The 20,374-nt window shown below is 25.3% G+C and carries 21 protein-coding genes and 1 tRNA gene; 8 read left to right on the top strand and 14 right to left on the bottom strand.

What is annotated here, in order from left to right; genetic code table 11:
• The first annotated feature begins 21 nt into the window (after positions 1-21).
• Positions 22-543: a ribosome recycling factor gene (gene frr / locus KEC37_RS01645; protein ID WP_223139447.1), complete on the top strand. Its 522-nt coding sequence runs from the start codon at positions 22-24 to the stop codon at positions 541-543.
• 2 nt (positions 544-545) lie between these two features.
• Here frr and KEC37_RS01640 read toward each other — a convergent pair whose 3' ends face one another.
• Positions 546-860 (bottom strand): TusE/DsrC/DsvC family sulfur relay protein, encoded by a 315-nt coding sequence (locus KEC37_RS01640; RefSeq protein ID WP_223139446.1) that lies wholly within the window; start codon positions 858-860, stop codon positions 546-548.
• A gap of 22 nt (positions 861-882) precedes the next feature.
• Here KEC37_RS01640 and KEC37_RS01635 point away from each other — a divergent pair.
• Positions 883-973: transfer RNA gene (locus KEC37_RS01635), tRNA-Ser, on the top strand.
• Here the strand turns inward: KEC37_RS01635 and ppa are convergent.
• A complete protein-coding gene (ppa, locus tag KEC37_RS01630) occupies positions 960-1,532 on the bottom strand; it encodes an inorganic diphosphatase (RefSeq protein ID WP_223138952.1) in 573 nt (190 codons plus the stop codon). The two genes, KEC37_RS01635 and ppa, sit on opposite strands and share 14 nt — an antisense overlap.
• A 134-nt stretch (positions 1,533-1,666) precedes the next feature.
• On the opposite strand from ppa, the gene rplU reads away from it, so the two are divergent.
• Both rplU and rpmA read left to right on the top strand, forming a co-directional pair.
• A complete protein-coding gene (rplU, locus tag KEC37_RS01625) occupies positions 1,667-1,981 on the top strand; it encodes a 50S ribosomal protein L21 (protein WP_223138424.1) in 315 nt (104 codons plus the stop codon).
• Between the two features lie 26 nt (positions 1,982-2,007).
• Complete coding sequence (gene rpmA, locus KEC37_RS01620) at positions 2,008-2,271, top strand: 50S ribosomal protein L27 (protein ID WP_223138950.1); 264 nt, start codon at positions 2,008-2,010, stop codon at positions 2,269-2,271.
• 16 nt (positions 2,272-2,287) lie between these two features.
• Here rpmA and mnmE read toward each other — a convergent pair whose 3' ends face one another.
• The 4 genes from mnmE to rpmH are packed head-to-tail and all read right to left on the bottom strand — an operon-like array spanning position 2,288 to position 6,080.
• Entirely contained in the window at positions 2,288-3,667 is a 1,380-nt protein-coding gene (gene mnmE / locus KEC37_RS01615; protein WP_223139445.1) for a tRNA uridine-5-carboxymethylaminomethyl(34) synthesis GTPase MnmE, read from the bottom strand.
• Positions 3,668-3,670: 3 nt separating this feature from the next.
• The gene (gene yidC, locus KEC37_RS01610; RefSeq protein WP_223139444.1) at positions 3,671-5,581 is read right to left on the bottom strand and encodes a membrane protein insertase YidC; all 1,911 of its coding nucleotides are present in this window, start codon (positions 5,579-5,581) and stop codon (positions 3,671-3,673) included.
• Positions 5,548-5,913, bottom strand: a complete 366-nt coding sequence (gene rnpA, locus KEC37_RS01605; protein WP_223139338.1) for a ribonuclease P protein component — start codon at positions 5,911-5,913, stop codon at positions 5,548-5,550. Before rnpA ends, yidC begins: the two co-directional genes overlap by 34 nt.
• A gap of 26 nt (positions 5,914-5,939) precedes the next feature.
• Positions 5,940-6,080: a 50S ribosomal protein L34 gene (gene rpmH, locus KEC37_RS01600; RefSeq protein WP_223138420.1), complete on the bottom strand. Its 141-nt coding sequence runs from the start codon at positions 6,078-6,080 to the stop codon at positions 5,940-5,942.
• 136 nt (positions 6,081-6,216) lie between these two features.
• On the opposite strand from rpmH, the gene nudE reads away from it, so the two are divergent.
• A complete protein-coding gene (gene nudE, locus KEC37_RS01595; RefSeq protein ID WP_223139443.1) occupies positions 6,217-6,777 on the top strand; it encodes an ADP compounds hydrolase NudE in 561 nt (186 codons plus the stop codon).
• Between the two features lie 13 nt (positions 6,778-6,790).
• Here nudE and pgsA read toward each other — a convergent pair whose 3' ends face one another.
• The 4 genes from pgsA to KEC37_RS01575 form a co-directional block, all read right to left on the bottom strand.
• Positions 6,791-7,339, bottom strand: coding sequence for a CDP-diacylglycerol--glycerol-3-phosphate 3-phosphatidyltransferase (gene pgsA, locus KEC37_RS01590; protein WP_223138418.1), 549 nt, complete (start codon positions 7,337-7,339; stop codon positions 6,791-6,793).
• A gap of 49 nt (positions 7,340-7,388) precedes the next feature.
• Positions 7,389-8,174, bottom strand: coding sequence for a YciC family protein (locus KEC37_RS01585; RefSeq protein ID WP_223139442.1), 786 nt, complete (start codon positions 8,172-8,174; stop codon positions 7,389-7,391).
• Between the two features lie 100 nt (positions 8,175-8,274).
• On the bottom strand, positions 8,275-8,637 hold the full coding sequence (locus tag KEC37_RS01580) for an NfeD family protein (RefSeq protein WP_223139441.1): 363 nt from the start codon (positions 8,635-8,637) through the stop codon (positions 8,275-8,277).
• 89 nt (positions 8,638-8,726) lie between these two features.
• A complete protein-coding gene (locus KEC37_RS01575) occupies positions 8,727-9,644 on the bottom strand; it encodes an SPFH domain-containing protein (RefSeq protein ID WP_223139440.1) in 918 nt (305 codons plus the stop codon).
• 167 nt (positions 9,645-9,811) lie between these two features.
• On the opposite strand from KEC37_RS01575, the gene KEC37_RS01570 reads away from it, so the two are divergent.
• From KEC37_RS01570 to KEC37_RS01560, 3 genes are all read left to right on the top strand, one after another.
• Positions 9,812-11,437, top strand: a complete 1,626-nt coding sequence (locus KEC37_RS01570; protein WP_223139439.1) for a CTP synthase — start codon at positions 9,812-9,814, stop codon at positions 11,435-11,437.
• Between the two features lie 67 nt (positions 11,438-11,504).
• Positions 11,505-12,791, top strand: a complete 1,287-nt coding sequence (gene eno / locus KEC37_RS01565; protein ID WP_223139438.1) for a phosphopyruvate hydratase — start codon at positions 11,505-11,507, stop codon at positions 12,789-12,791.
• A 71-nt stretch (positions 12,792-12,862) separates the two neighbouring features.
• The gene (locus KEC37_RS01560; RefSeq protein WP_223139437.1) at positions 12,863-13,504 is read left to right on the top strand and encodes a DsbA family protein; all 642 of its coding nucleotides are present in this window, start codon (positions 12,863-12,865) and stop codon (positions 13,502-13,504) included.
• A gap of 9 nt (positions 13,505-13,513) precedes the next feature.
• Here KEC37_RS01560 and ribA read toward each other — a convergent pair whose 3' ends face one another.
• The 4 genes from ribA to KEC37_RS01540 form a co-directional block, all read right to left on the bottom strand.
• Positions 13,514-14,107 carry a GTP cyclohydrolase II gene (ribA, locus tag KEC37_RS01555; protein WP_223139436.1) on the bottom strand — a complete coding sequence of 198 codons (594 nt, stop codon included), beginning with the start codon at positions 14,105-14,107 and terminating at the stop codon, positions 13,514-13,516.
• Positions 14,108-14,220: 113 nt separating this feature from the next.
• Complete coding sequence (locus KEC37_RS01550; RefSeq protein ID WP_223139435.1) at positions 14,221-14,823, bottom strand: peroxiredoxin C; 603 nt, start codon at positions 14,821-14,823, stop codon at positions 14,221-14,223.
• Positions 14,824-14,936: 113 nt separating this feature from the next.
• On the bottom strand, positions 14,937-18,668 hold the full coding sequence (locus KEC37_RS01545; RefSeq protein ID WP_223139434.1) for a translocation/assembly module TamB domain-containing protein: 3,732 nt from the start codon (positions 18,666-18,668) through the stop codon (positions 14,937-14,939).
• Positions 18,665-20,362 (bottom strand): autotransporter assembly complex protein TamA, encoded by a 1,698-nt coding sequence (locus tag KEC37_RS01540; protein WP_223139433.1) that lies wholly within the window; start codon positions 20,360-20,362, stop codon positions 18,665-18,667. Before KEC37_RS01540 ends, KEC37_RS01545 begins: the two co-directional genes overlap by 4 nt.
• Positions 20,363-20,374: the final 12 nt, after the last annotated feature.

The raw sequence follows: 20,374 nt of genomic DNA, 5'->3' as shown, positions 1-20,374 counted from the left end.
TATAAAGAAACTGATATAAAAATGGAAAAACAGGTAAAAATATTTAAAAATAATATTAATAAAATTCGTACTGGTAGAGCTTCACCAACTCTATTTGATAATATTAAAATTCCATATCAAGAAAATGTTGTATTATTACGTCAGTTGGCTTCTATTACAGTAGAAGATGCTAAAACTTTAATTATTACTGTATTTGATATATCCTTAGTTAAGTTAATTGAAACTACTATTAGAAATTCTAATATTGGTTTAAGTCCCAATACTATTGGTAGAATTATTCGTATTAATTTTCCTCCTATTACAGAAGAACAACGTTACAATTTTATTAAATTAATTAGAACAGAAGCAGAAAATGAAAAAATTGTGTTACGCAATATACGAAGAAATGCAAATGATAAAATAAAAAAACTGATAAAAGATAAAATAATTAGTAAAGATGAAGAATATCGTATACAAAATAAGATTCATAAGTTAACCTTACAATGGATAAAAATTATAGATAATACTTTACTTCAAAAGGAAGAAGAAATAAAAATCATCTAATATTAAAAACAATGTATAGGTTTAGGTAACCCTGCTAGCTTGATAGCTTGTTTTATAATACCTTTAGGAAAAAGTTTAAACAAATATCTATTATTTCCTTTTTCTTCTCCATATTTTTTTTTGATACTTTTAATCAGTATTCTATTAGAAGGTGAAAAATTAAAATTGATATAAAAATCGCGTAGATGATAAATAATTTCCCAATGTTCTGTAGTTAAGTGAATGTTCTCTATTTTAGCCCATTCTATGGCTATAGACTCATTCCAATCATGGAGATTAATTAAATATCCATCAGAATCTGTACTGAGAGTAGTCATATTAAAATATCTCTAAAATATTGGAGGAATGGCTGAGTGGTTTAAAGCACCGGTTTTGAAAACCGGCGATGCAAAAAAAGCATCCTAGAGTTCGAATCTCTATTCCTCCACCATATTCTCTTTAATTCTCTCTTGTAAATTTTTTATTGAAGAGGCACGCTTAAAAGAAGCAAGTATTGCTAATTTAGCTGAGTGAACATTATCCCATCCCTCAATCTTAGTCCATTTATCTTTTTCTAATTTTTTATAATTTTCAAAAAAATATATAATTTGTATACGTAATATTTGAGGAAGATCTTCAATATCTTTTATATTATTGTAGGCATTAGATAAGTTAGGATGAGGAACTGCTATTAATTTGGAATCTTCACCTGATTCATCTAACATTTTTAATATACCTATTGGACGAGATCGAACTATTGTTCCTGGATGGATTGGAAAAGGTGTAGGCAAAAGTACATCTATTGGATCACCATCTAAAGCTAAAGTTTGATTAATATAACCATAATTACATGGATAAAACATTGGAGTTGGTATAAATCTATCTACAAATATGGTACCATTATTTTTATTAATTTCATATTTTACAGGATTAGAATTCTGGGATATTTCAATAATGACATAAATATCTTCTGGAATATTTTCTCCAGCTGGAATGGAATTGAAATTCATATAATTTTTTTACTCCTATTTCTTTATTATAGATTATAAAACATTAAAAAAAATCTTTACGTAAAACTCTATTATTAGATATACTACAAATATAATTTATAGCATAGCATAAGTATAGCATAAGTGAGGTTTCGATGTATGCAATATTTCAAATTGGGAGTAAACAACATAAAGCGAGTATAGGAGATATACTCCATATTGAAAAAATCAATGCTACAGTAGGTGAAGTAATTGATTTGAATCAAATAATGATGATATTCGATTATGATACAAATACTATTCAACTTGGAGACCCTTATTTAAAAGAAAGAACAATTAGAGCAGAAGTTCTCTTTCATGGAAGAAAGAAAAAGATAATTGTTCTTAAATTTCGACGCCGTAAACATTATCGTAAAAGACAAGGTCATCGACAATGGTTTACTACCATAAAAATTACTCATATAAATTAATAATTTAAGTTAAGGATAAAAAATATATGGCACATAAAAAAGCCGGAGGTTCTACTCGCAATGGAAGAGATTCAAAAAGTAAAAGATTAGGAGTGAAACGTTTTGGAGGTGAAATGGTAAAAGCAGGTGATATTATTATTCGTCAACGTGGTACACATTTTCATCCTGGATCTAACGTAGGATGTGGGAGAGATCATACTCTATTTGCTCTTAAATATGGAAAAATACAATTTCGCTTATATAAAAATAAGAAGTTTGTATATATTACTTCTTCTAATTCAGATTATTAATCATAATAAAAAATATTTATTTTCCAACACAAAAGCTAGAAAAAATCTTTGCTAATAGATCTTCATCCGAAGAACTATTTTTACCCGTTATTGCATTTAATGTACATTGAGCTAATTTCAACTCTTCAGCAAATAATTCCCAATTATTACTATGTAATAGTTTTTTTCCATGAGTAAGATGATTAAGAGCATTTTTTAGAATATCTAGATGTCTTTGTCTAGCTAAAAAACGATTACTAGTACTAGTATGCTCTTTACTTAATGTTCGTAAATATTCTAATAAAATATGTATTCCATCTTTTGTTTTGGATGATAAAGTAATAAAAGACATATTCTCTTTTTTATGAAATTCTATATGTCGATTATATAAATCGGATTTATTATATATAACTGTCATAGGAATTTTGGTAGGAAAAGGAAGACTAAAACTATATGACCAAATTTTTTGTATTTTCTCTGCTTGATAAGTAAGAATTTTATTATCTATAATATATAATAGATGATCGGCTTTATTTAATTCTAATAAAGTTTTTTTAATTCCTATATGTTCTATTTTATTTTTTGTTTTACGGATTCCAGCCGTATCTATAATATGTATAGGGATTCCATCTAAATAAATAGATTCATGTAGTATATCTCTAGTAGTACCAGCAATATTAGTTACAATAGCTGCTTCATTACCTACTAATGCATTTAATAGACTAGATTTTCCACTATTAGGTTTACCTACAATGACAAATTTCATTCCCTTACGAAGTAAGTTACTTTGATTAGCTTCTATTTGAATAGAAGATATTTCATATAATAAATTATTTAAAGTATCTTCAATTTTAGTATCATATGATAAATCAATCTCACTTTCTGAAAAATCGATTATCCACTCTACATAACTTCGTAAGTCTTCTAATCGATTGATTAAATTATTGATATTAATAGCAAAATTACCTTGAAAAGAAAGAAGTGCTGCACGAGCTGATTGAATTGAATCAGCTTCGATCATATCAGCAATTGCTTCGGCCTGAAGTAGATCTATCTTGTTATTAAGGAAAGCACGTTCAGAAAACTCACCAGGACGAGCCATTCTTATTCCAGATATAGATAGAATCCGTTTTATGAGTAAATCAATAATTATAGGACTACCATGTCCTTGTAATTCTAAAACATCTTCCCCTGTAAAAGAATAAGGGGATGGAAAAAATAAGGCAATACCTTGATCTAATAATTTTCCATCACAATCTAAAAAAGAACAATATTCTGCAAAACGTGGTTTTAATATTTTTTTTCCAAGTATCTCCTGAGCCACATAAATTGTACGAGGACCGGATATCCGAAGAACACTAATACTCCCTCGACCTGAAGGAGTAGCTAAAGCTATTATAGTATCTATTTCATTCATATATTATTTTTTTTCAATATTATCTAGTTTTTTCAAACTACGATAAATAAGAGGTTGTTGAATGATAGTAAATACGTTACTTACTACATAGTATAATACTAAACCTGATGGAAACCATAAAAATAAAAATATAAAAATTATGGGAATAAAATCCATAATTCTTTTTTGCATTGTATCCATGATCCTATTCGGTGAAATTTTTTGAATAATAAACATAGTTAAACCCATTAAAATAGGCAATATATAATATGGATCATAAGAAGATAGATCATAAATCCACAAGGTAAAAGGTGCATGTCTTAATTCAATAGAATTAGATAACATATAATAAAGAGCCAGAAAAATAGGCATTTGAATGAATAAAGGTAAGCAACCACTTAAAGGATTAATTTTTTCATCTTTATATAAATCTAATATTTCTTGACTTTGTCTTTGTTTATCATGACTAAAACGTTCACGTAATTTTATAATTTTAGGTTGTAATTTTTTCATTTTCTCCATGGAAATATATTGGGATTTAGTTAAAGGATACATTATTATTTTAATAATAAGAGTAATAATAATAATAGATAATCCCCAATTATTTACATAAAAATGAATAAGTTGTAATAGTTTAAATAAAGGTTGTGCTATAAACCATAACCAACCATAGTCTACAGTTAAATCTAAATTAGATGCAACAGATGCCATTTTTTCCTGAATTTCTGGACCTATCCATAAAGTAGATTGAATATTTTTAGAAGATTTCGGTTCAATTTTTAGTATTGGAGATAAATAACCTATGACTGCCTGAGAATTATTAAAATTAGCCGTATATATAGTTTTTATTCCTGGAATAAAAGGTAAAATCAAAGCTGTTACAAAATATTCTTGTAACATAGCAATCCAACCTTTTTGAGTTTGAAGATTTAGATTTTTATTTTGAATATCTTCAAAACTATATTTTTTATACTTAGTATATTCACTAGAATAAGCTGCACCACGATAAGTATTAAATGTAAAAAAACTATTTTTTACATTAATGCTTGGATTTACTATTGATTGTATTATTTGACCAAATAGAGATAATTCAATAGGTGAATTACTATTATTATTAATTGTATGTTCTATACATATAGAAAAATTGTTACGTTTTAGAATAAATGTTTTCGTATATTGTATACCCTCTTTTGTTAGCAACATCATTGGAACATAGAGTTCATTTTCACCTTCTTTTAAGATATAAATTTGCTTTGGAGAAAAATAAAGTGGCGCTATTTTATAATAATCTAATGGATTTTCTGATTTAGTAATTAAACCACTCTGAATTTGATAAATAAATTTATCAGAAGTTTCTAATAAACGAAAAGGTTTGTTTGATCCTAAAGTTTCAGAATACGTTAATAAATCAGCATTTTCTATATTTCCTCCATATCTATTAATATCTAATGATAAAACATCCGTTATAACTTTAATATTATAGTTATCTGTAGTACTATTATTGATAGTAATATTGTTTTTAGGAAAAATTTTTGTAGAGTTGTCTTGTTGTATATTTTCTTGTGTAGTTATCTCTTCTGTTTTGAACATTGTATGTTCCATTTCCCATATTTGCCAAATTACAAAAGATATAAATAGAAAAGCAATAACAAGAATATTGCGTTGAGAATCCATTATTAATATTCTCTTTTTAAAAAAACGTTGAGGAACCGGATCTTCCACTCTATATGAACGATAATGAAAATAAAAAGGATGACATTTGGATATTCGTTTTAATATTAATAAAATACCAATTAATATACCAAATTGACGTATAGCTTCTATTCCATATTGTGAACATGTAGGTCTAAATAAACAACATGATTTCAATAATGGACTAAAAATAAATTGATATAATCGTATTAATCCAATGACAATATATGATATTGGCGACATCTACGCCATATAATTTCTAATTGTTCTTTAATAGTGTGGTTATTTAAATCTACTATATTTTTTTTAACTATAATGATGAAATCTATATTTGGTAATGTCAAATAATTTATACGAAAATGTTCACGTATCAATCTTTTAATTCGATTACGTTCATGTGATTTTTTTATAATTTTCTTTGAAATTAGAAAACCAATACGAGGATATTCCAACATATTTAATCGCCATAGAATCATAATTTCCTGTGTATAAAATTTTTTATATTTTTGTAGTACAAAAGAAAAATGTTTAGAATTTAATAAACGCAATTTTTTTGTAAATTTAAATTTTTTGATCACGAATTTTTATAAAAGTTAAAATTTTATTTTTTAGTTGTTAAATAATATCGCTTTTTGTTACGTCTTCTTGAAAGAATATAACGACCGTTTTTAGTTGACATACGTATTCGAAATCCATGAGAACGACTACGCTTAAGTCTAGAGGGTTGAAAAGTACGTTTCATATATATAATCTCCTTTCTATACAAAGCTCTGTACTGATTATATGATATAAATAAAAGTAAAACTATTTATTATATAGTTTATTTATTTTAATTTTTTTATTTTATTAAAATTTTTCATATAGTTAGTGTGAATTTTATGAAAAAAGATAATACACGTAAACCTAAAATACATCATATAAAAACAATCGCTCAATCTCAATTATTTACAATTGAGTCTGTAGATATTGAATTTAATAATGGGAAAAGAAGAATTTATGAAAGAATGCAACCTTCTAATAGTGAAGCAGTTCTGATTGTTCCAATAATCGATCAACATATTTTATTAGTTAGAGAATATGGAGTAGCTATAGATAATTATGAAATAGGTTTTCCTAAAGGGCTAGTTGATTCTGGAGAAAATATTATGGAAGCCGCAAATAGAGAATTAATGGAAGAAGCAGGATTTGGTTCTAAAGCACTGATTTTTCTTAGCCAATTAACTATAATGCCATCTTATTTTTCGGGAAAAATGAATATTATTATGGCTAAAGATTTATATCCAAAACGTTTACAGGGTGATGAACCTGAACCACTGACTGTTATAAAATGGCCTATTTCAAAAATGTTATCATTATTAAATGAGCCGAATTTTTGCGAAGCAAGAAATGTTAGTGCATTATTTCTTGCATATTCAAATTTATATCAATTATTGAAATAATATCTCTCTTTTTTTATCTTTTAATATAAAAAATCCATACTGCATGAAAATAGTTCCACATTGACCACAGAGCTAACAAAGCGGCAATATATAATGTAATAGTTCCTATTAATATAATATATTTTTCTGATCTATATAATAAAGCTATCGCTGAAAACATTTGTATAGAGGTTTTTATTTTACCAATACATGAAACAGAAATATTATCACGTTTACCTATTTCAGCCATCCATTCTCTTAAAGCAGAAATAATAATTTCACGTGCAATCATAAAAGTTGATGGTAAAGTAATCCACCAAGAATGAAATTCTTCAATAACTAGTGTAAAAGCCATAGCCATCATTATTTTATCTGCTACTGGATCCAGGAAAGTACCAAAACGAGTTATTTGTTTCCATCTTCTAGCAAGAAAACCATCAAACCAATCTGTTATTGCTGCTATTCCAAATAGTAATACACAAGCTATAGAACTCCATTCTACAGGTAAGTAAAATGCTAACACAAAAAATGGAATCATTACAATTCTAATTAAAGTTAACCAAATTGGTATATTTAAATACATAATACTTAAATTGATTTAGCTATATTTGTTATTAGCCTATAAATAAAGATTATTTATAATGAATATTGGAACATATTAATATATAAAGACGATATAAATAAATAAGGAGTAGAGATAAAATTATATTATTTATTCCAATAAAAATAAAAGATTTATATAAAGATGGTAATGATAATAAAATAGTTATTTTTATGGATATTAATATTATTACTTTTAAAATAAACCAAATTAAAATAGCTGGAGTAATTAATCTAATATTAGCAAGGGCTATTTTTACACTAATATACATAGATTGTACTATTCCTATATTATCATTTATTAAAATGATAGGTGCCAAACAAAAAGTTATTGTTAATATAATTCCAGGTAAAATAGCTAATAAAAAACCTATTTGAATTATTAAAGTAGTAAAAAAAATTAATACAAACAAATTAGATAATTTAGGAATAGACAATATAATAGCTTGAAAAGCACTGATAGGATTATAATTAGAAAACTGACGTATCATAATTAATAAACTACTAATCAATATAACATTACTAATTAAATAACTAAAAGTTGTTAAAATCGATGTTTTAAAAATAATACGTTGTTGTTCTATTGGTAATTGTTGAATAGAATTTATTACACTAAATAATGTTGTAGTTTTTTTTAAATCAATATTATTTAATATTGTAGTTAATGGATTTTCTTGATAAAGAGTAAATATATATTCTAATATAATGTTTATTAAGGTTGAAAAACATACTATTAGTAATATAGTAGATAATTGATTATAAAAAAAGTTTATTACATCTCTATAAAGAATCTTTACTTTAATAGGTGATGTAGACATAATTATATATTCCTTCTTTTACTTTGATAATAATATTAGTAAATTATTATCTAATATCCCTATTAAATTTGATATTGTTGCATATTTTTATATTTTATCTTTATTGAGGAATAACATAAAGAGTATTACCTTCTATATATACAATTTTTATACATGTTCCAACGGAAATATTTTTTTCTTTAGATTGAATCTTCCAACTTCCATCTCCTATAGCTACTCTTCCTATATGATTAATTACTGGTTCAGATAAAATAATCTGTAATCCAACAAGCTTTTCATTATAATTATTTATTAATATTAGTTTCTTATTATATACTACTGTATACCATTTCCACCAAATAAATATATGAATTATAGTAATAATTATAAATATAATATAATGTATAATCCAATATTTGGGGAAAATTATACAAAATAATCCAGTAATACATGCAGATAAACCAATTAAAAATAGATAACCCATTCCAATTATTATATCAATAATTAGTAGAAAAATACCTAATATTATCCACCAATTTAATTGGATGATTTCTATATCTTTTAGAAAGATATCTATGATTTTTCTAATCTCCTTGTATTATTATTTATTAATTCACTAACACCTACAAGAGATCCAAGTAAATTACTGGTATCTAATGGAATCATAATAATTTTATTATTATTACTTGATCCAATCGTTTGTAATGCTTCAGTATATTTTTGAGCTATAAAGTAGTTAATCGCTTGAATATTTCCTTCAGCAATTGCTTTAGATACGATTTTTGTAGCACAAGCTTCTGCTTCAGCTGCTCTTTCACGAGCTTCTGCTTCTAAAAAAGCAGATTGACGTTCTCCTTCTGCTTTTAAAATTTGAGATTGTTTTTCACCTTCTGCTTTTAATATAGCGGCTTGTCTTATTCCTTCTGCTTCTAAAATATCTGCACGTTTAGTACGTTCGGCTTTCATTTGTGCATTCATTGATGCAATTAATTCTGCTGGTGGCCGTACATCCCTAATTTCAATTCGTGTAACTTTAATTCCCCATGGATTAGTTGCTTCATCTAAAATACATAATAAACGATTATTAATATTATCTCTTTGAGAAAGAATTTCATCTAATTCCATAGAACCAAGTACAGTACGAATATTAGTCATCGTTAAATTAGTAATAGCTAATTCTAAATTACTTATTTCATAAGCTGCACGAGCAGCATCTATAACTTGAATAAAACAAACGGCATCAATTGTAATATTTGCATTATCTTTAGATATGATTTCTTGAGAAGGAATATCTAAAAATTGTTCCATTACATTAATTTTCCGTCCAATTCTATCAACAAAAGGTATTACTAAATTTAAACCAGGCATTAATGTGAAAATATAACGTCCAAATCTCTCAACTGTCCATTGATATCCTTGAGGAACAATTTTTACACAAGATCCAATAATTAATATTATAGACAATATTGAAAAAATGATTAACAATAGCATAATTAGAACCTTTCTAATAAAGAAATATTTTTAAATTTTAATATAAATAGAACCATTTATTTTTATCTCGAATAAAAAGAATATATTGAAACTTTTTAATTTAAAGTGTTTTATTTTACTAAATAATGTTAGTATAAACAATATTATAGATTGATAAATTATCAATAATGACAACTAATTATATATTTATAACAGGTGGGGTTGTATCTTCTTTAGGTAAAGGAATAACAGCTGCCTCATTAGCAGCAGTTCTTGAATCTAGAAATTTAAATGTTACTATTATTAAATTAGATCCTTATATTAATGTCGATCCAGGAACTATTAGTCCAATACAACATGGTGAAATTTTTGTTACAGAAGATGGAACAGAAACTGATTTAGATTTAGGACATTATGAACGTTTTATTCAGACTAGAATGTCACGTAATAATAATTTTACTGCAGGTTCTATTTATTTTGATGTTTTACAAAAAGAAAGAAAAGGTGATTATTTAGGAAAGACTGTACAGATTATTCCACATGTTACAAATGCAATAAAAGAAAGAATTATTAAAGTAGGAAAAGATTATGATATTGTTCTAGTAGAAATAGGAGGAACAGTAGGCGATATTGAATCTTTACCTTTTTTAGAAGCTATTCGTCAAATGACAATGGAATTTGGGAAAGAACATACTTTATACATACATTTAACATTTGTGCCTCAAATAGAAATTACAAAAGAAATGAAAACTAAACCAACACAACATTCTGTAAAATCTTTACTTTCTATTGGAATACAACCTGATGTTTTAATATGTCGTTCTATTTCTAGAATACCTAAAAATGAAAAAGAAAAAATTGCGTTATTCTGTAATGTCCCTCAAAAAGCAGTAATTTCATTAGAAAACGTTAATTCAATTTATAATATTCCACAAATTTTACATATGCAAAATTTAGATGATTATGTTTGTAAACATTTTAATTTACATTGTTCTAAAACTAATTTAACAGAATGGAAGAAGGTTATTTGGAATCAAAACAATCCTATAGGTAAAGTTATTATTGGAGTAATAGGAAAATATACTGCTTTCCCAGATTCTTATCGATCAATTATTGAAGCTTTAAAACATAGTGGAATAAAAAATCGTTTTACTATTGATATACGATTAATTGATTCTCAAAAAATTGAGAGGCAAGGAACAAGATCTTTAAAAGGTCTTGATGGCATTTTAATTCCAGGAGGATTTGGTTCTAGAGGGATAGAAGGAAAAATTGAAACAGTTAAATTTGCAAGAGAAAATAACATCCCATATTTTGGAATATGTTTAGGGATGCAAATAGCTATTATTGAATTTGCTAGAAATGTAGTAAACATTAAAAATGCAAATTCTACTGAGTTTGATTTAAATTGTACGTATCCAATAATTTATCTTCTTGAGGAGAAAAAAAGTATCAATAATTTTTCATCAAATTATAGAAATAATTTAATTGGAAAAATGCGTTTAGGTAATAAATTTTGTAAATTAATTACAGGTACGTTATCTCAACGTATATATGGCAAATCTATTATTATAGAAAGACATCGTCATAGATATATAGTAAATAATACATTACTAAAAGATATTAAGCAAGCGGGATTATTGATAGCAGGATTATCTATAGAAGATAATCTAGTAGAAATTATAGAATATCCTAAACATCCTTGGTTTATTGCAAGTCAATTTCATCCAGAATTCGCTTCAACTCCTCGTAATAGTCATCCTTTATTTATAGATTTTATCAAAGCAGCGAATGAATATCAAAAATCTCATTAATAAAAATTTATTATATTAATTTTAATTAATATAAATTAATTTTAATTAATATAACAGGAGAATTACAATGTCAAAAATTATAAAAGTAATAGGTCGTGAAATTATAGATTCTCGAGGAAATCCTACTGTCGAAGCAGAAGTTCATTTACAAGGAAATTTTATAGGAGTTGCTTCTGTCCCTTCTGGAGCTTCTGTTGGGACTTATGAAGCTATAGAATTACGTGATAAGGATCAATCTCGTTTTTTAGGAAAAGGTGTGACTCAAGCAGTAAATATCATTAATATAGAATTATTTAATATAATAGTGGGTCAGTATGCTGAAGATCAAGTAGCTATTGATAATTTAATGATTAATGCAGATGGAACGTCAAATAAATCAAAATTTGGTGCAAATTCTATTTTAGCTGTATCAATAGCGGTAGCAAAAGCGGCAGCATCTTATAGACGTTTACCTTTTTATAAGTATATATCAGAATTAAATGGTACACCTGGTAAATTTTCTATGCCTTTACCAATGATTAATATTATTAATGGTGGGAAACATGCAGATAATAACCTTGATATTCAAGAATTTATGATTCAACCTATTGGCGCAAAAAGTTTTAAAGAAGCAGTACGTATGGGTGTGGAAGTTTTTCAAAATTTAGGTCTTATACTGAAACAGAATAATATGAATACTACAGTAGGTGATGAAGGTGGATATGCCCCTAATTTAGAATCAAATATTTTAGCATTCGATTTAATTAAAGAAGCAGTAGAAAAATCTAATTATATTTGGGGTAAAGACATTACACTAGCTATTGATTGTGCCGCTTCGGAATTGTTTGATAAATCCTCTAAAAGCTATATCTTAAAAAATGAGAAAAAATCTTTTAATTTTGAAGAATTCACTAATTATCTTTTTAGATTATCTAAAAAATATCCAATTCTTTCTATTGAAGATGGGATGGATGAATCTGATTGGTCTGGTTTCTTCTATCAAACTAAAAATCTTGGAGAGAAAATTCAAATTGTTGGTGATGATTTATTTGTTACAAATGTAAATTTACTTAAGAAGGGCATTCAGAATGGTATTGCTAATGCTATATTAATTAAATTGAATCAAATTGGTTCTCTTACCGAAACTCTAGAAACTATTCGTATTGCTAAAAAATCAGGATATAAAACTATTATCTCCCATCGTTCAGGTGAAACTGAAGATGTAACAATTGCAGATTTAGCTGTAGGAACAGATGCACGTCAAATAAAAACAGGGTCTGTAACTCGATCAGAAAGAGTAGCAAAATATAATCAACTTTTACGGATTGAAGAAACATTAGGATCGGTTCCTTTTAATTTAGATATTAAAATTTAATAAGAGTAATTTTAATTAATACATAATATATATGTCTACTATTATATCTTTTATAAAGATAGACAATTTTAATGAAAAAAATCACTATAATTTTTTTAATAATTATCATTATTTTTATGTGTAGTGAAAGTTCTTCAGTCAAAGTAACTAGAGGGAGAGAATATGTTCAATTACATAGCAATCCTATAGATAAAGAATTTCCTACCATATTAGTTTTCTTTTCCTTTTATTGTTTCCATTGTTACGAAATGGAATGTAAGTATCATATTTTTAATATTTTACAAAAATCACTAGATAAAGATAAATATTATAAAATTATAAAGTATCATATCGATTTTATGGGTCCTTTAGGTTCTCAATTAACACAAGCTTGGTCTGTCGCAATACATCTTGGAATAGATGAACAAATAGGTCCTCTAATATTTAGAGCAATTCAAGAAACACCATCACATTCTATAGAATATATTCATAATATCTTGATTAAACATACAAAAATGAATAGAGAAGAATATAATTCTATTTGGAATAGTAAAAAAGTAGATGATTTAATGTATAAACAAAGAAAGGCTGTAAAAGATTTACAATTAAGATATATACCAACTATATTTATTTATGGGAAATATATGATACTAACTGAACATTTAGATAGATCATCTATCCATACTTTTAATAACGAATTAATTAATATTATCCAATTTCTTTTAAAAGAATAAAGAAAAATTTTAATAAAATTTTAAAAGATGTCCCATTTTTTTTTCCTTTGTATCTAAATAATGAGCATTTTTAGGATTCCTCCCTACAATTAGTGGAACACGTTCAATAATATTGATACCTGCTTGAGTAAGAATATCTACTTTATTAGGATTATTAGTAAGTAATCGTACTTTTTGAACACCTAATAGCTTAAACATATCAGCACATACCGTAAAATCTCTTTCATCGGCAGCAAATCCTAATTTATGATTAGCTTCAACCGTATCTGCTCCTTTATCTTGTAATTTATAAGCTCTAATTTTATTTATAAGACCTATATTTCTTCCTTCTTGACGATGATAAAGAAGAACTCCATTTTTTTCTTGAGCAATATACGATAAAGCAGACTCTAACTGAAAACCACAATCGCAACGTAAACTAAATAATGCATCCCCAGTTAAACATTCTGAATGTACTCGGGCTAAAACTGAAGAAGAATTAAAAATATTCCCATAAATTAATGCTATATGGTTATGACCAGTATTTTTCTCAATGAATCCAACTATTAAAAAATCTCCCCATGGAGTAGGTAAATTAGCTTCGGCTACACGTTTAAGCTGCATTTTATTCTCTAAAATCTCTAAAAATTTAGTATTGAACGTTAATATAATAAGAAATTAAAATAGTAAAATTATGATACTATCTATTTGTTATATTATAATATATATAAAAATACTTATAATTCTTTTAAATTTTTAGATAAAAAATTAGATATACCTTTAATTGAAGGATGAATTCCTTCTTTTCCTTTTTCCCATTGAGCAGGACAGACTTCACCATGAAGTTCATGAAATTGTAAAGCATCAACCATTCTTAAGGTTTCATCTACATTACGTCCTAAAGGTAAATCATTTATAACTTGATGTCTGACAAACCCTTTTTTATCAATTAAAAAGGAGCCACGTAACGCAACACCAATATCTGGATGTTCAATACCGTATGCTTTTATAATTTCATGTTTAATATCAGCTATCATAGGATATTGAATCAAACCAATTCCTCCTTTTTCTGGAGGTATATTTCTCCATGCGCTATGAACAAATTCAGAATCACAAGAAATACCTATAATTTCAACATTTCTCTTTTGAAATTCTTGATAACGTTTATCAAATGCTATTAATTCAGACGGACATACAAATGTAAAGTCCATAGGCCAAAAAAATATAACAGCAAATTTATTTTTTATGTAACTTTCTAAATTAAAATTATGAATAATCTCTCCATTTCCTAAAACAGCAGAAGCCGTAAAATCAGGCGCTTTACGTGCAGTAAGTATCATGATCACTCCTAAAATAAATACTTTTAATATAAATAATCAAAGATATCATAACAAATTAAAAAAAAATGTAAAGATTTATATTTTCCATGATCAATATTAAGAATATAAATATTCTAAAAACGAATATGATATAATAAATGTATAGTTCGATTTATATTAGATTCTAAAAAAAAGTTAGGCATTAAACAATATCTTATACTTAAAGATTCCAAAGAATCAAATATTCCTATACCATATTTAATATGTAAACCTAGTGGCAAATATCCACTTAAAACTAATTGAGAATTTTTACCCACTCCCTGTGTCTGTAATATAAGATTATTCATACCAAATATTATTCCAAATTTTTCTAATATTTTTTCACTTTGTGCAATTCCCATTCCAATTAATAATGATGTGAAGGTTCCATCATATAGAAAAGAAGAATTTAATCCCTGTCCTCTTATAAAATAAGAAATTGCTTCCTCTTTAGATTGAGCTGTATTAGAAAAAAAATTTATTTTGAGTTGATCAAGTAATCCTGTAATACGTACACCAGCAGTAATATTATGAATAGTAGAATCTGGATGACGTATAGCTTCGATATATATATATGGTTGATCTATTGGACCTGAAAATAATAGTAGTCCTGTTTTTATTATTAATTTTCTGCCATAAAAATGACAATAACCCGAATGAATATCTATTTTTCCATGTAATCCTATTCTATTATTTTCACGGAATATTTGTAGATTACCCTGTAATTTTGTACGTAACCCTAGAGCATTAATTTGTACATTTTCTCCTAAGGATATAGATAAATTATTTAAAATAGGACAAAATATAATGCTATTTTTATTTAAAAATTCTTTCTTTTCTTCCTGGAAGAAAAGAACTTCATCATAAGATAATTTTATAGTATTTGGAGAAAAATTTTTTAATTCAATACGTGCATATGGAATATGTATTTCCCCATTTATAGATAATAATATAGGATTGATATTGCATGTAAAAGATGGTAAAAAATCTAATTTTAATATTGAATTTTCTAATTGAATATGTTCACTTTTTAATATTAATCGTATATTGGAGTTAACTTTATATCTCCAATCAAGATTTCCATGTAAAGAAATTTTGTTTTGATTTATATATGCTGTACCATGTATTTTAGCGGTGTTTCCATTAAAATTAAAAATAATTTCACTTCCATTTATTAAAATGAATGAATTTTCTTCATCTTCATCCAAATATAAATTATGGAATTTCAATGATCCATAAATTTTTAGTAGAGGGATTACTCCATTAAAATTTAAATTAGCATCAATAAAACCATTCACTCTTTTTCCAAATTGAAAAATATCAAAATTAGAAAAAGCAATGTGCTTAATTTTAATTGATCCTAAAATATTTTTATTTTTGATATTGAGATTCATTACTCCAGTTAAATAACCTTCTGCTATTTTACTAAAGTAGTTAAAGTAAAAAGAATCTAGATTTATAGAACCATTAAGATTAAAATAATCTATTTTAATTAAGCTAATTATATTATTTTGAGTTAATTGATGAATTTCTATAGTATTACCCAATATAGATAAATATAGAGATAATAATCCTTTATCTACAAATAATTCAATTTTTCCGGAAAATTTACCAATTATTTTTACATTTTTTGATAGAAATTTATTATATGTAGATAAATCAATATCTTTAATAAATATTGTACCTATCGATGATAAAGGTGTAATTTCAATATTATTAGGTATAAAAATATAGGCATTCAATTTTTTCCAAGAATGAGAACTCATAATGAATTGATTATTTCTATAATAGAAATAACTATTTTTATTTAGTATCCAACCATTTATATATGTCAACTGTTGATTAACTACCCCAAACCAGTAATTAATATTATTAAAATTACCCTCAATTTTAATTCTTATATTTCTATCCATAGCTAATTGTATACTTTTTTGATTTATATTGCTTATTATTTTCAATACAATATTATTAAACATAAATTTTTTAATTTGTAATTGACTAATAACAATATGAAAAATATTGGTAGAATGATTTTTTTTATAATAAATTATCCATTCAATAAATATGCTTTTTAAATAGTAATTAGAAAATTTTAAATTTTTCATATCTATATCAATAAATAATTTTTTATATTTATTTTTCTCTTTATAAATTGTTATTTTTCCTTTAATATATCCAGTAAATTTCAGTTTGTTATGATTGTATCTATAAAAATGAGCATTAAATTCCCAAAGATGATTAATTTTACCTGTAAATCTTAGAAGATGAGATTCCTTCAAGAATAAGCATTCCCACCTATAATATTTAGGAAAAAATTTAATATTTCCTTTAATATCAAAAACGATATTCTCTAAAGTATAAGAACTATCATTATATTTTAAATTATATTTTTCTTGTAATTGAAAAGGTAATCTCCATTTATTATGATAAATAAAGTGATTTAAAATAAATTTACCATCCCAAATAATATATTTTTTATTAAAATTAAGAAGAAATTTTAGTTGAGTTTGGTAATTAGAAGCCGAAGTAATTTTCACTTTTGTGAAAGTAAAAAAATTTTTATTTCCATTTCCACAAATAGAAATTCTAATGGGTGGAGTCTGAGAATGAGAATCTGTATGAAAAACTAATAATGTGTTTAATATCAAAAAATAATTAGATTTTCTTTTACTTAATTTGAACGTTATATTTTTTAATAAAAATGAGGAAACATTATTATTGAAATTTTTTAATTGATCACTAAAAAAATGTACTGTTATGGGATAAACTGAATCTATAAAATTTATTCTAAATATCAATTTAGCACATATTGGAGAGTAAAATCTAAAAACACTACATATTTCTTTATATAAATCTCCTGTAATATCGATATCAAATTCTTCTTTTTTTAAAGAAAAAAAATTTACATGAGTATGTAAATCAATATGACAATTCTTATTTAAATTAAATAAGATTTTTCCTGAAGCTCGGAATAGAGAATGAGAAGAAACCAGATTGAATGAGACTAAATTTATACACTGATTCTTAATGAAGAATCTTGTATTCATCTTAGTAAAGATTATATTATTATTCTTAATATTATAAATATGTAAATTTTTTACTTGAAAATCTTCTAATATTAAGCTTATTGAATTTATAAAAGATATAATAGTAGGTAAAATAGATTGTGTGACTAATGGTTTAAAAGATAAAATCTTACTAATATTATATTGATTTATACAATTTAAAGAAAATTTCATTATATTTTTATTTATAGTATTTTCTACTATATCTATTTTTCTATAAAATATTTCTTTTTCTATTTTAATAAATAAATCCGTAATATATGTAGGACCGATAACGATCTGATTATTAGCCTTCTTCATTAAGGAAGTATTACCTCTATTCACCGAGATTAAAATATTATCCTTTTGAATTTTTAAATTTTTTACTAATAATTTATTAAATAATAAAGAACTAAAAATAGTATTTTTTTTATTCAAATTATAGAATAATCTTATTGCATTATCTCTCTTAATATTAATTAAGGTATCATTTAAAGATAATTGATTTATATAAATACGACCTATAAATAAATATCTGAATTTTAATGAAATATGCGCTTGATTTACATATATATTAATTCCTGGTATTTGATAGCTTATTTGAAATAATTCTAATTTTTTCCAATTTCCATCAAATGAATTTATTTTTAAACCAGGAATAAATTGAATGACACCATTTATTAAAAAATTTAATCCAATTTTTGTATGGAATAAAAATATTGCCGTTCCTACTAATAAAAGACTTATTATTAGAATAAAATGGGTTTTTTTTAATGGAATCATAATTCCGATCCTAATCCAAAGTGAAATTGTAATCCTTTTTTTATTCTTAATTTTGTAAATTTATTGGCACAATCCAATTTAATCGGACCGATTGGAGTGATCCATCTTAGGCCACTACCTATACCTATTTTATAATTAATATTACGAAATTTATTTGTTGCTTCTCCTCCATCTATAAATATTGTAAACCAACATTTATCAAAAAAATTATATTGATATTCTATTGAACCAATAGCTAATCTAGATGCTCCAGTACATTTTCCTTCGCTATCTTTTGGATAGATAACATTATATTTATAACCTCGTATACTATATTCTCCTCCAGCAAAAAAACGTAAAGAAAATGGAACATATTTAAAATTATCACTGCCAATCCAACCAAAATTAGTACGTATTATGAAACGATTTTTTTTAGCTATCGTACGTATCCATGTATTTTGAGCTTGAAAAACGAAAAAGTTTACATCTGAACTCCAAATACTATAGGATACATCAACTAAATAACGTTGACTATCGCCCCAAATAGGGATAATATCTCCTTTTTGTCTAATACGACTAATATAAATTCCAGGATAAATTAATATAGTAGTTTTTTTTATATTAGGTTGATAATGAAAACTACAGCGTAAATTTATTGCTTTTTTCCAACTATCTCTATCTACGATATTCCAATATCGTGAAATATCTAAATTAATCAAATAAGACGGAACATTATTTATATTTTGACGATTAAATCTTGATTTGATTAAGTAAAATTTTTCAAGTGGAGATTCAAATAATGGTATTTTCAATGCTAAATTAGCTTTTTGATTATCTTCTGCTATACTAAAATCACTATCAAATCTATATCCTCTTGAGTTAATCCACGGTTTATTCCAAATAAGTTTTATCTCTGGTCCAGTCCCAGTAGTATATCCAACACCTGTTTCAATATTATTAGTAGTATTAGGTATTAAAATAGTATTTAATGTAAGTATTTTTTCTTCTTTATCTTTAGTCATATTAGGTTCAATTCTAACTGAACTAAACCAATCAGTACTTATTAAACGATGATTCAAATCTGCTAATATTTTAACATTATAAGGATCACCTTCTTGTATTTTATAAATATTTTTTAAATAGTCTTCTCGTATTTGTGATCCTGAAAAATTCAGTTTGTTAAAACAATAACGTTTACCACTATCAAATATAATATCCCAATATGCTTGAGAATAATTTGGAAAAACACTAAGCTGATGTTTTTTAAATACAGAATCAAGGTAACCTTTTTGTATTGCTAAATTTAATAAATCATTTTTAAAATTTTCGTATTCTCTATGATTAATTTTTTTTCCTAAATGATTGGATTGAGTTTTTTTTATTATATTTTGGAAATCAATATCATTTTTAGCTTCACCATAGATAACCACTTGAATTCCTACTATAATTGTCGGTTTTCCTATTGTAATATGTAATGTTATGATATTTTCTTCTTTATTAAAGAATGTAAAAATAGTTGGAGTATAATATCCAAAAAAATGCAAACATTCTTTTACTAGATTCTCTATTCTCTTTTTATAAAAATTATTTATAGTTATATTAGTTAAGTTAAGATTATTAGATAATTGAAAAAAAATACTGTTTTTCAGTTCTTTATTATCTATTCCTGTTATCTTTATTTGAATTTCTGCTTTACAAATTAAAGCAATACACATTAAAAAAATAAA

Source organism: Candidatus Schneideria nysicola (genome assembly GCF_019923565.1).
Taxonomy (GTDB): Bacteria; Pseudomonadota; Gammaproteobacteria; order Enterobacterales; family Enterobacteriaceae; genus Schneideria; species Schneideria nysicola.
Note: the sequence above shows the minus strand (reverse complement) of the source record. Positions and strands in the feature narration are given on the sequence as shown.

Excerpts from the sequence above, each read along its gene's own strand:
- KEC37_RS01545 (WP_223139434.1), bottom strand. The coding sequence starts at position 18,668 with ATGATTCCATTAAAAAAAACCCATTTTATTCTAATAATAAGTCTTTTA.
- eno (WP_223139438.1), top strand. The coding sequence starts at position 11,505 with ATGTCAAAAATTATAAAAGTAATAGGTCGTGAAATTATAGATTCTCGA.
- KEC37_RS01540 (WP_223139433.1), bottom strand. The coding sequence starts at position 20,362 with ATGTGTATTGCTTTAATTTGTAAAGCAGAAATTCAAATAAAGATAACA.
- KEC37_RS01575 (WP_223139440.1), bottom strand. The coding sequence starts at position 9,644 with ATGCTATTGTTAATCATTTTTTCAATATTGTCTATAATATTAATTATT.
- KEC37_RS01585 (WP_223139442.1), bottom strand. The coding sequence starts at position 8,174 with ATGTCTACATCACCTATTAAAGTAAAGATTCTTTATAGAGATGTAATA.
- KEC37_RS01580 (WP_223139441.1), bottom strand. The coding sequence starts at position 8,637 with ATGGGTTATCTATTTTTAATTGGTTTATCTGCATGTATTACTGGATTA.
- rpmH (WP_223138420.1), bottom strand. The coding sequence starts at position 6,080 with ATGAAACGTACTTTTCAACCCTCTAGACTTAAGCGTAGTCGTTCTCAT.
- KEC37_RS01560 (WP_223139437.1), top strand. The coding sequence starts at position 12,863 with ATGAAAAAAATCACTATAATTTTTTTAATAATTATCATTATTTTTATG.
- KEC37_RS01640 (WP_223139446.1), bottom strand. The coding sequence starts at position 860 with ATGACTACTCTCAGTACAGATTCTGATGGATATTTAATTAATCTCCAT.
- nudE (WP_223139443.1), top strand. The coding sequence starts at position 6,217 with ATGAAAAAAGATAATACACGTAAACCTAAAATACATCATATAAAAACA.
- yidC (WP_223139444.1), bottom strand. The coding sequence starts at position 5,581 with ATGTCGCCAATATCATATATTGTCATTGGATTAATACGATTATATCAA.
- KEC37_RS01570 (WP_223139439.1), top strand. The coding sequence starts at position 9,812 with ATGACAACTAATTATATATTTATAACAGGTGGGGTTGTATCTTCTTTA.
- ppa (WP_223138952.1), bottom strand. The coding sequence starts at position 1,532 with ATGAATTTCAATTCCATTCCAGCTGGAGAAAATATTCCAGAAGATATT.
- rpmA (WP_223138950.1), top strand. The coding sequence starts at position 2,008 with ATGGCACATAAAAAAGCCGGAGGTTCTACTCGCAATGGAAGAGATTCA.
- mnmE (WP_223139445.1), bottom strand. The coding sequence starts at position 3,667 with ATGAATGAAATAGATACTATAATAGCTTTAGCTACTCCTTCAGGTCGA.
- rplU (WP_223138424.1), top strand. The coding sequence starts at position 1,667 with ATGTATGCAATATTTCAAATTGGGAGTAAACAACATAAAGCGAGTATA.
- ribA (WP_223139436.1), bottom strand. The coding sequence starts at position 14,107 with ATGCAGCTTAAACGTGTAGCCGAAGCTAATTTACCTACTCCATGGGGA.
- pgsA (WP_223138418.1), bottom strand. The coding sequence starts at position 7,339 with ATGTATTTAAATATACCAATTTGGTTAACTTTAATTAGAATTGTAATG.
- frr (WP_223139447.1), top strand. The coding sequence starts at position 22 with ATGGAAAAACAGGTAAAAATATTTAAAAATAATATTAATAAAATTCGT.
- KEC37_RS01550 (WP_223139435.1), bottom strand. The coding sequence starts at position 14,823 with ATGATACTTACTGCACGTAAAGCGCCTGATTTTACGGCTTCTGCTGTT.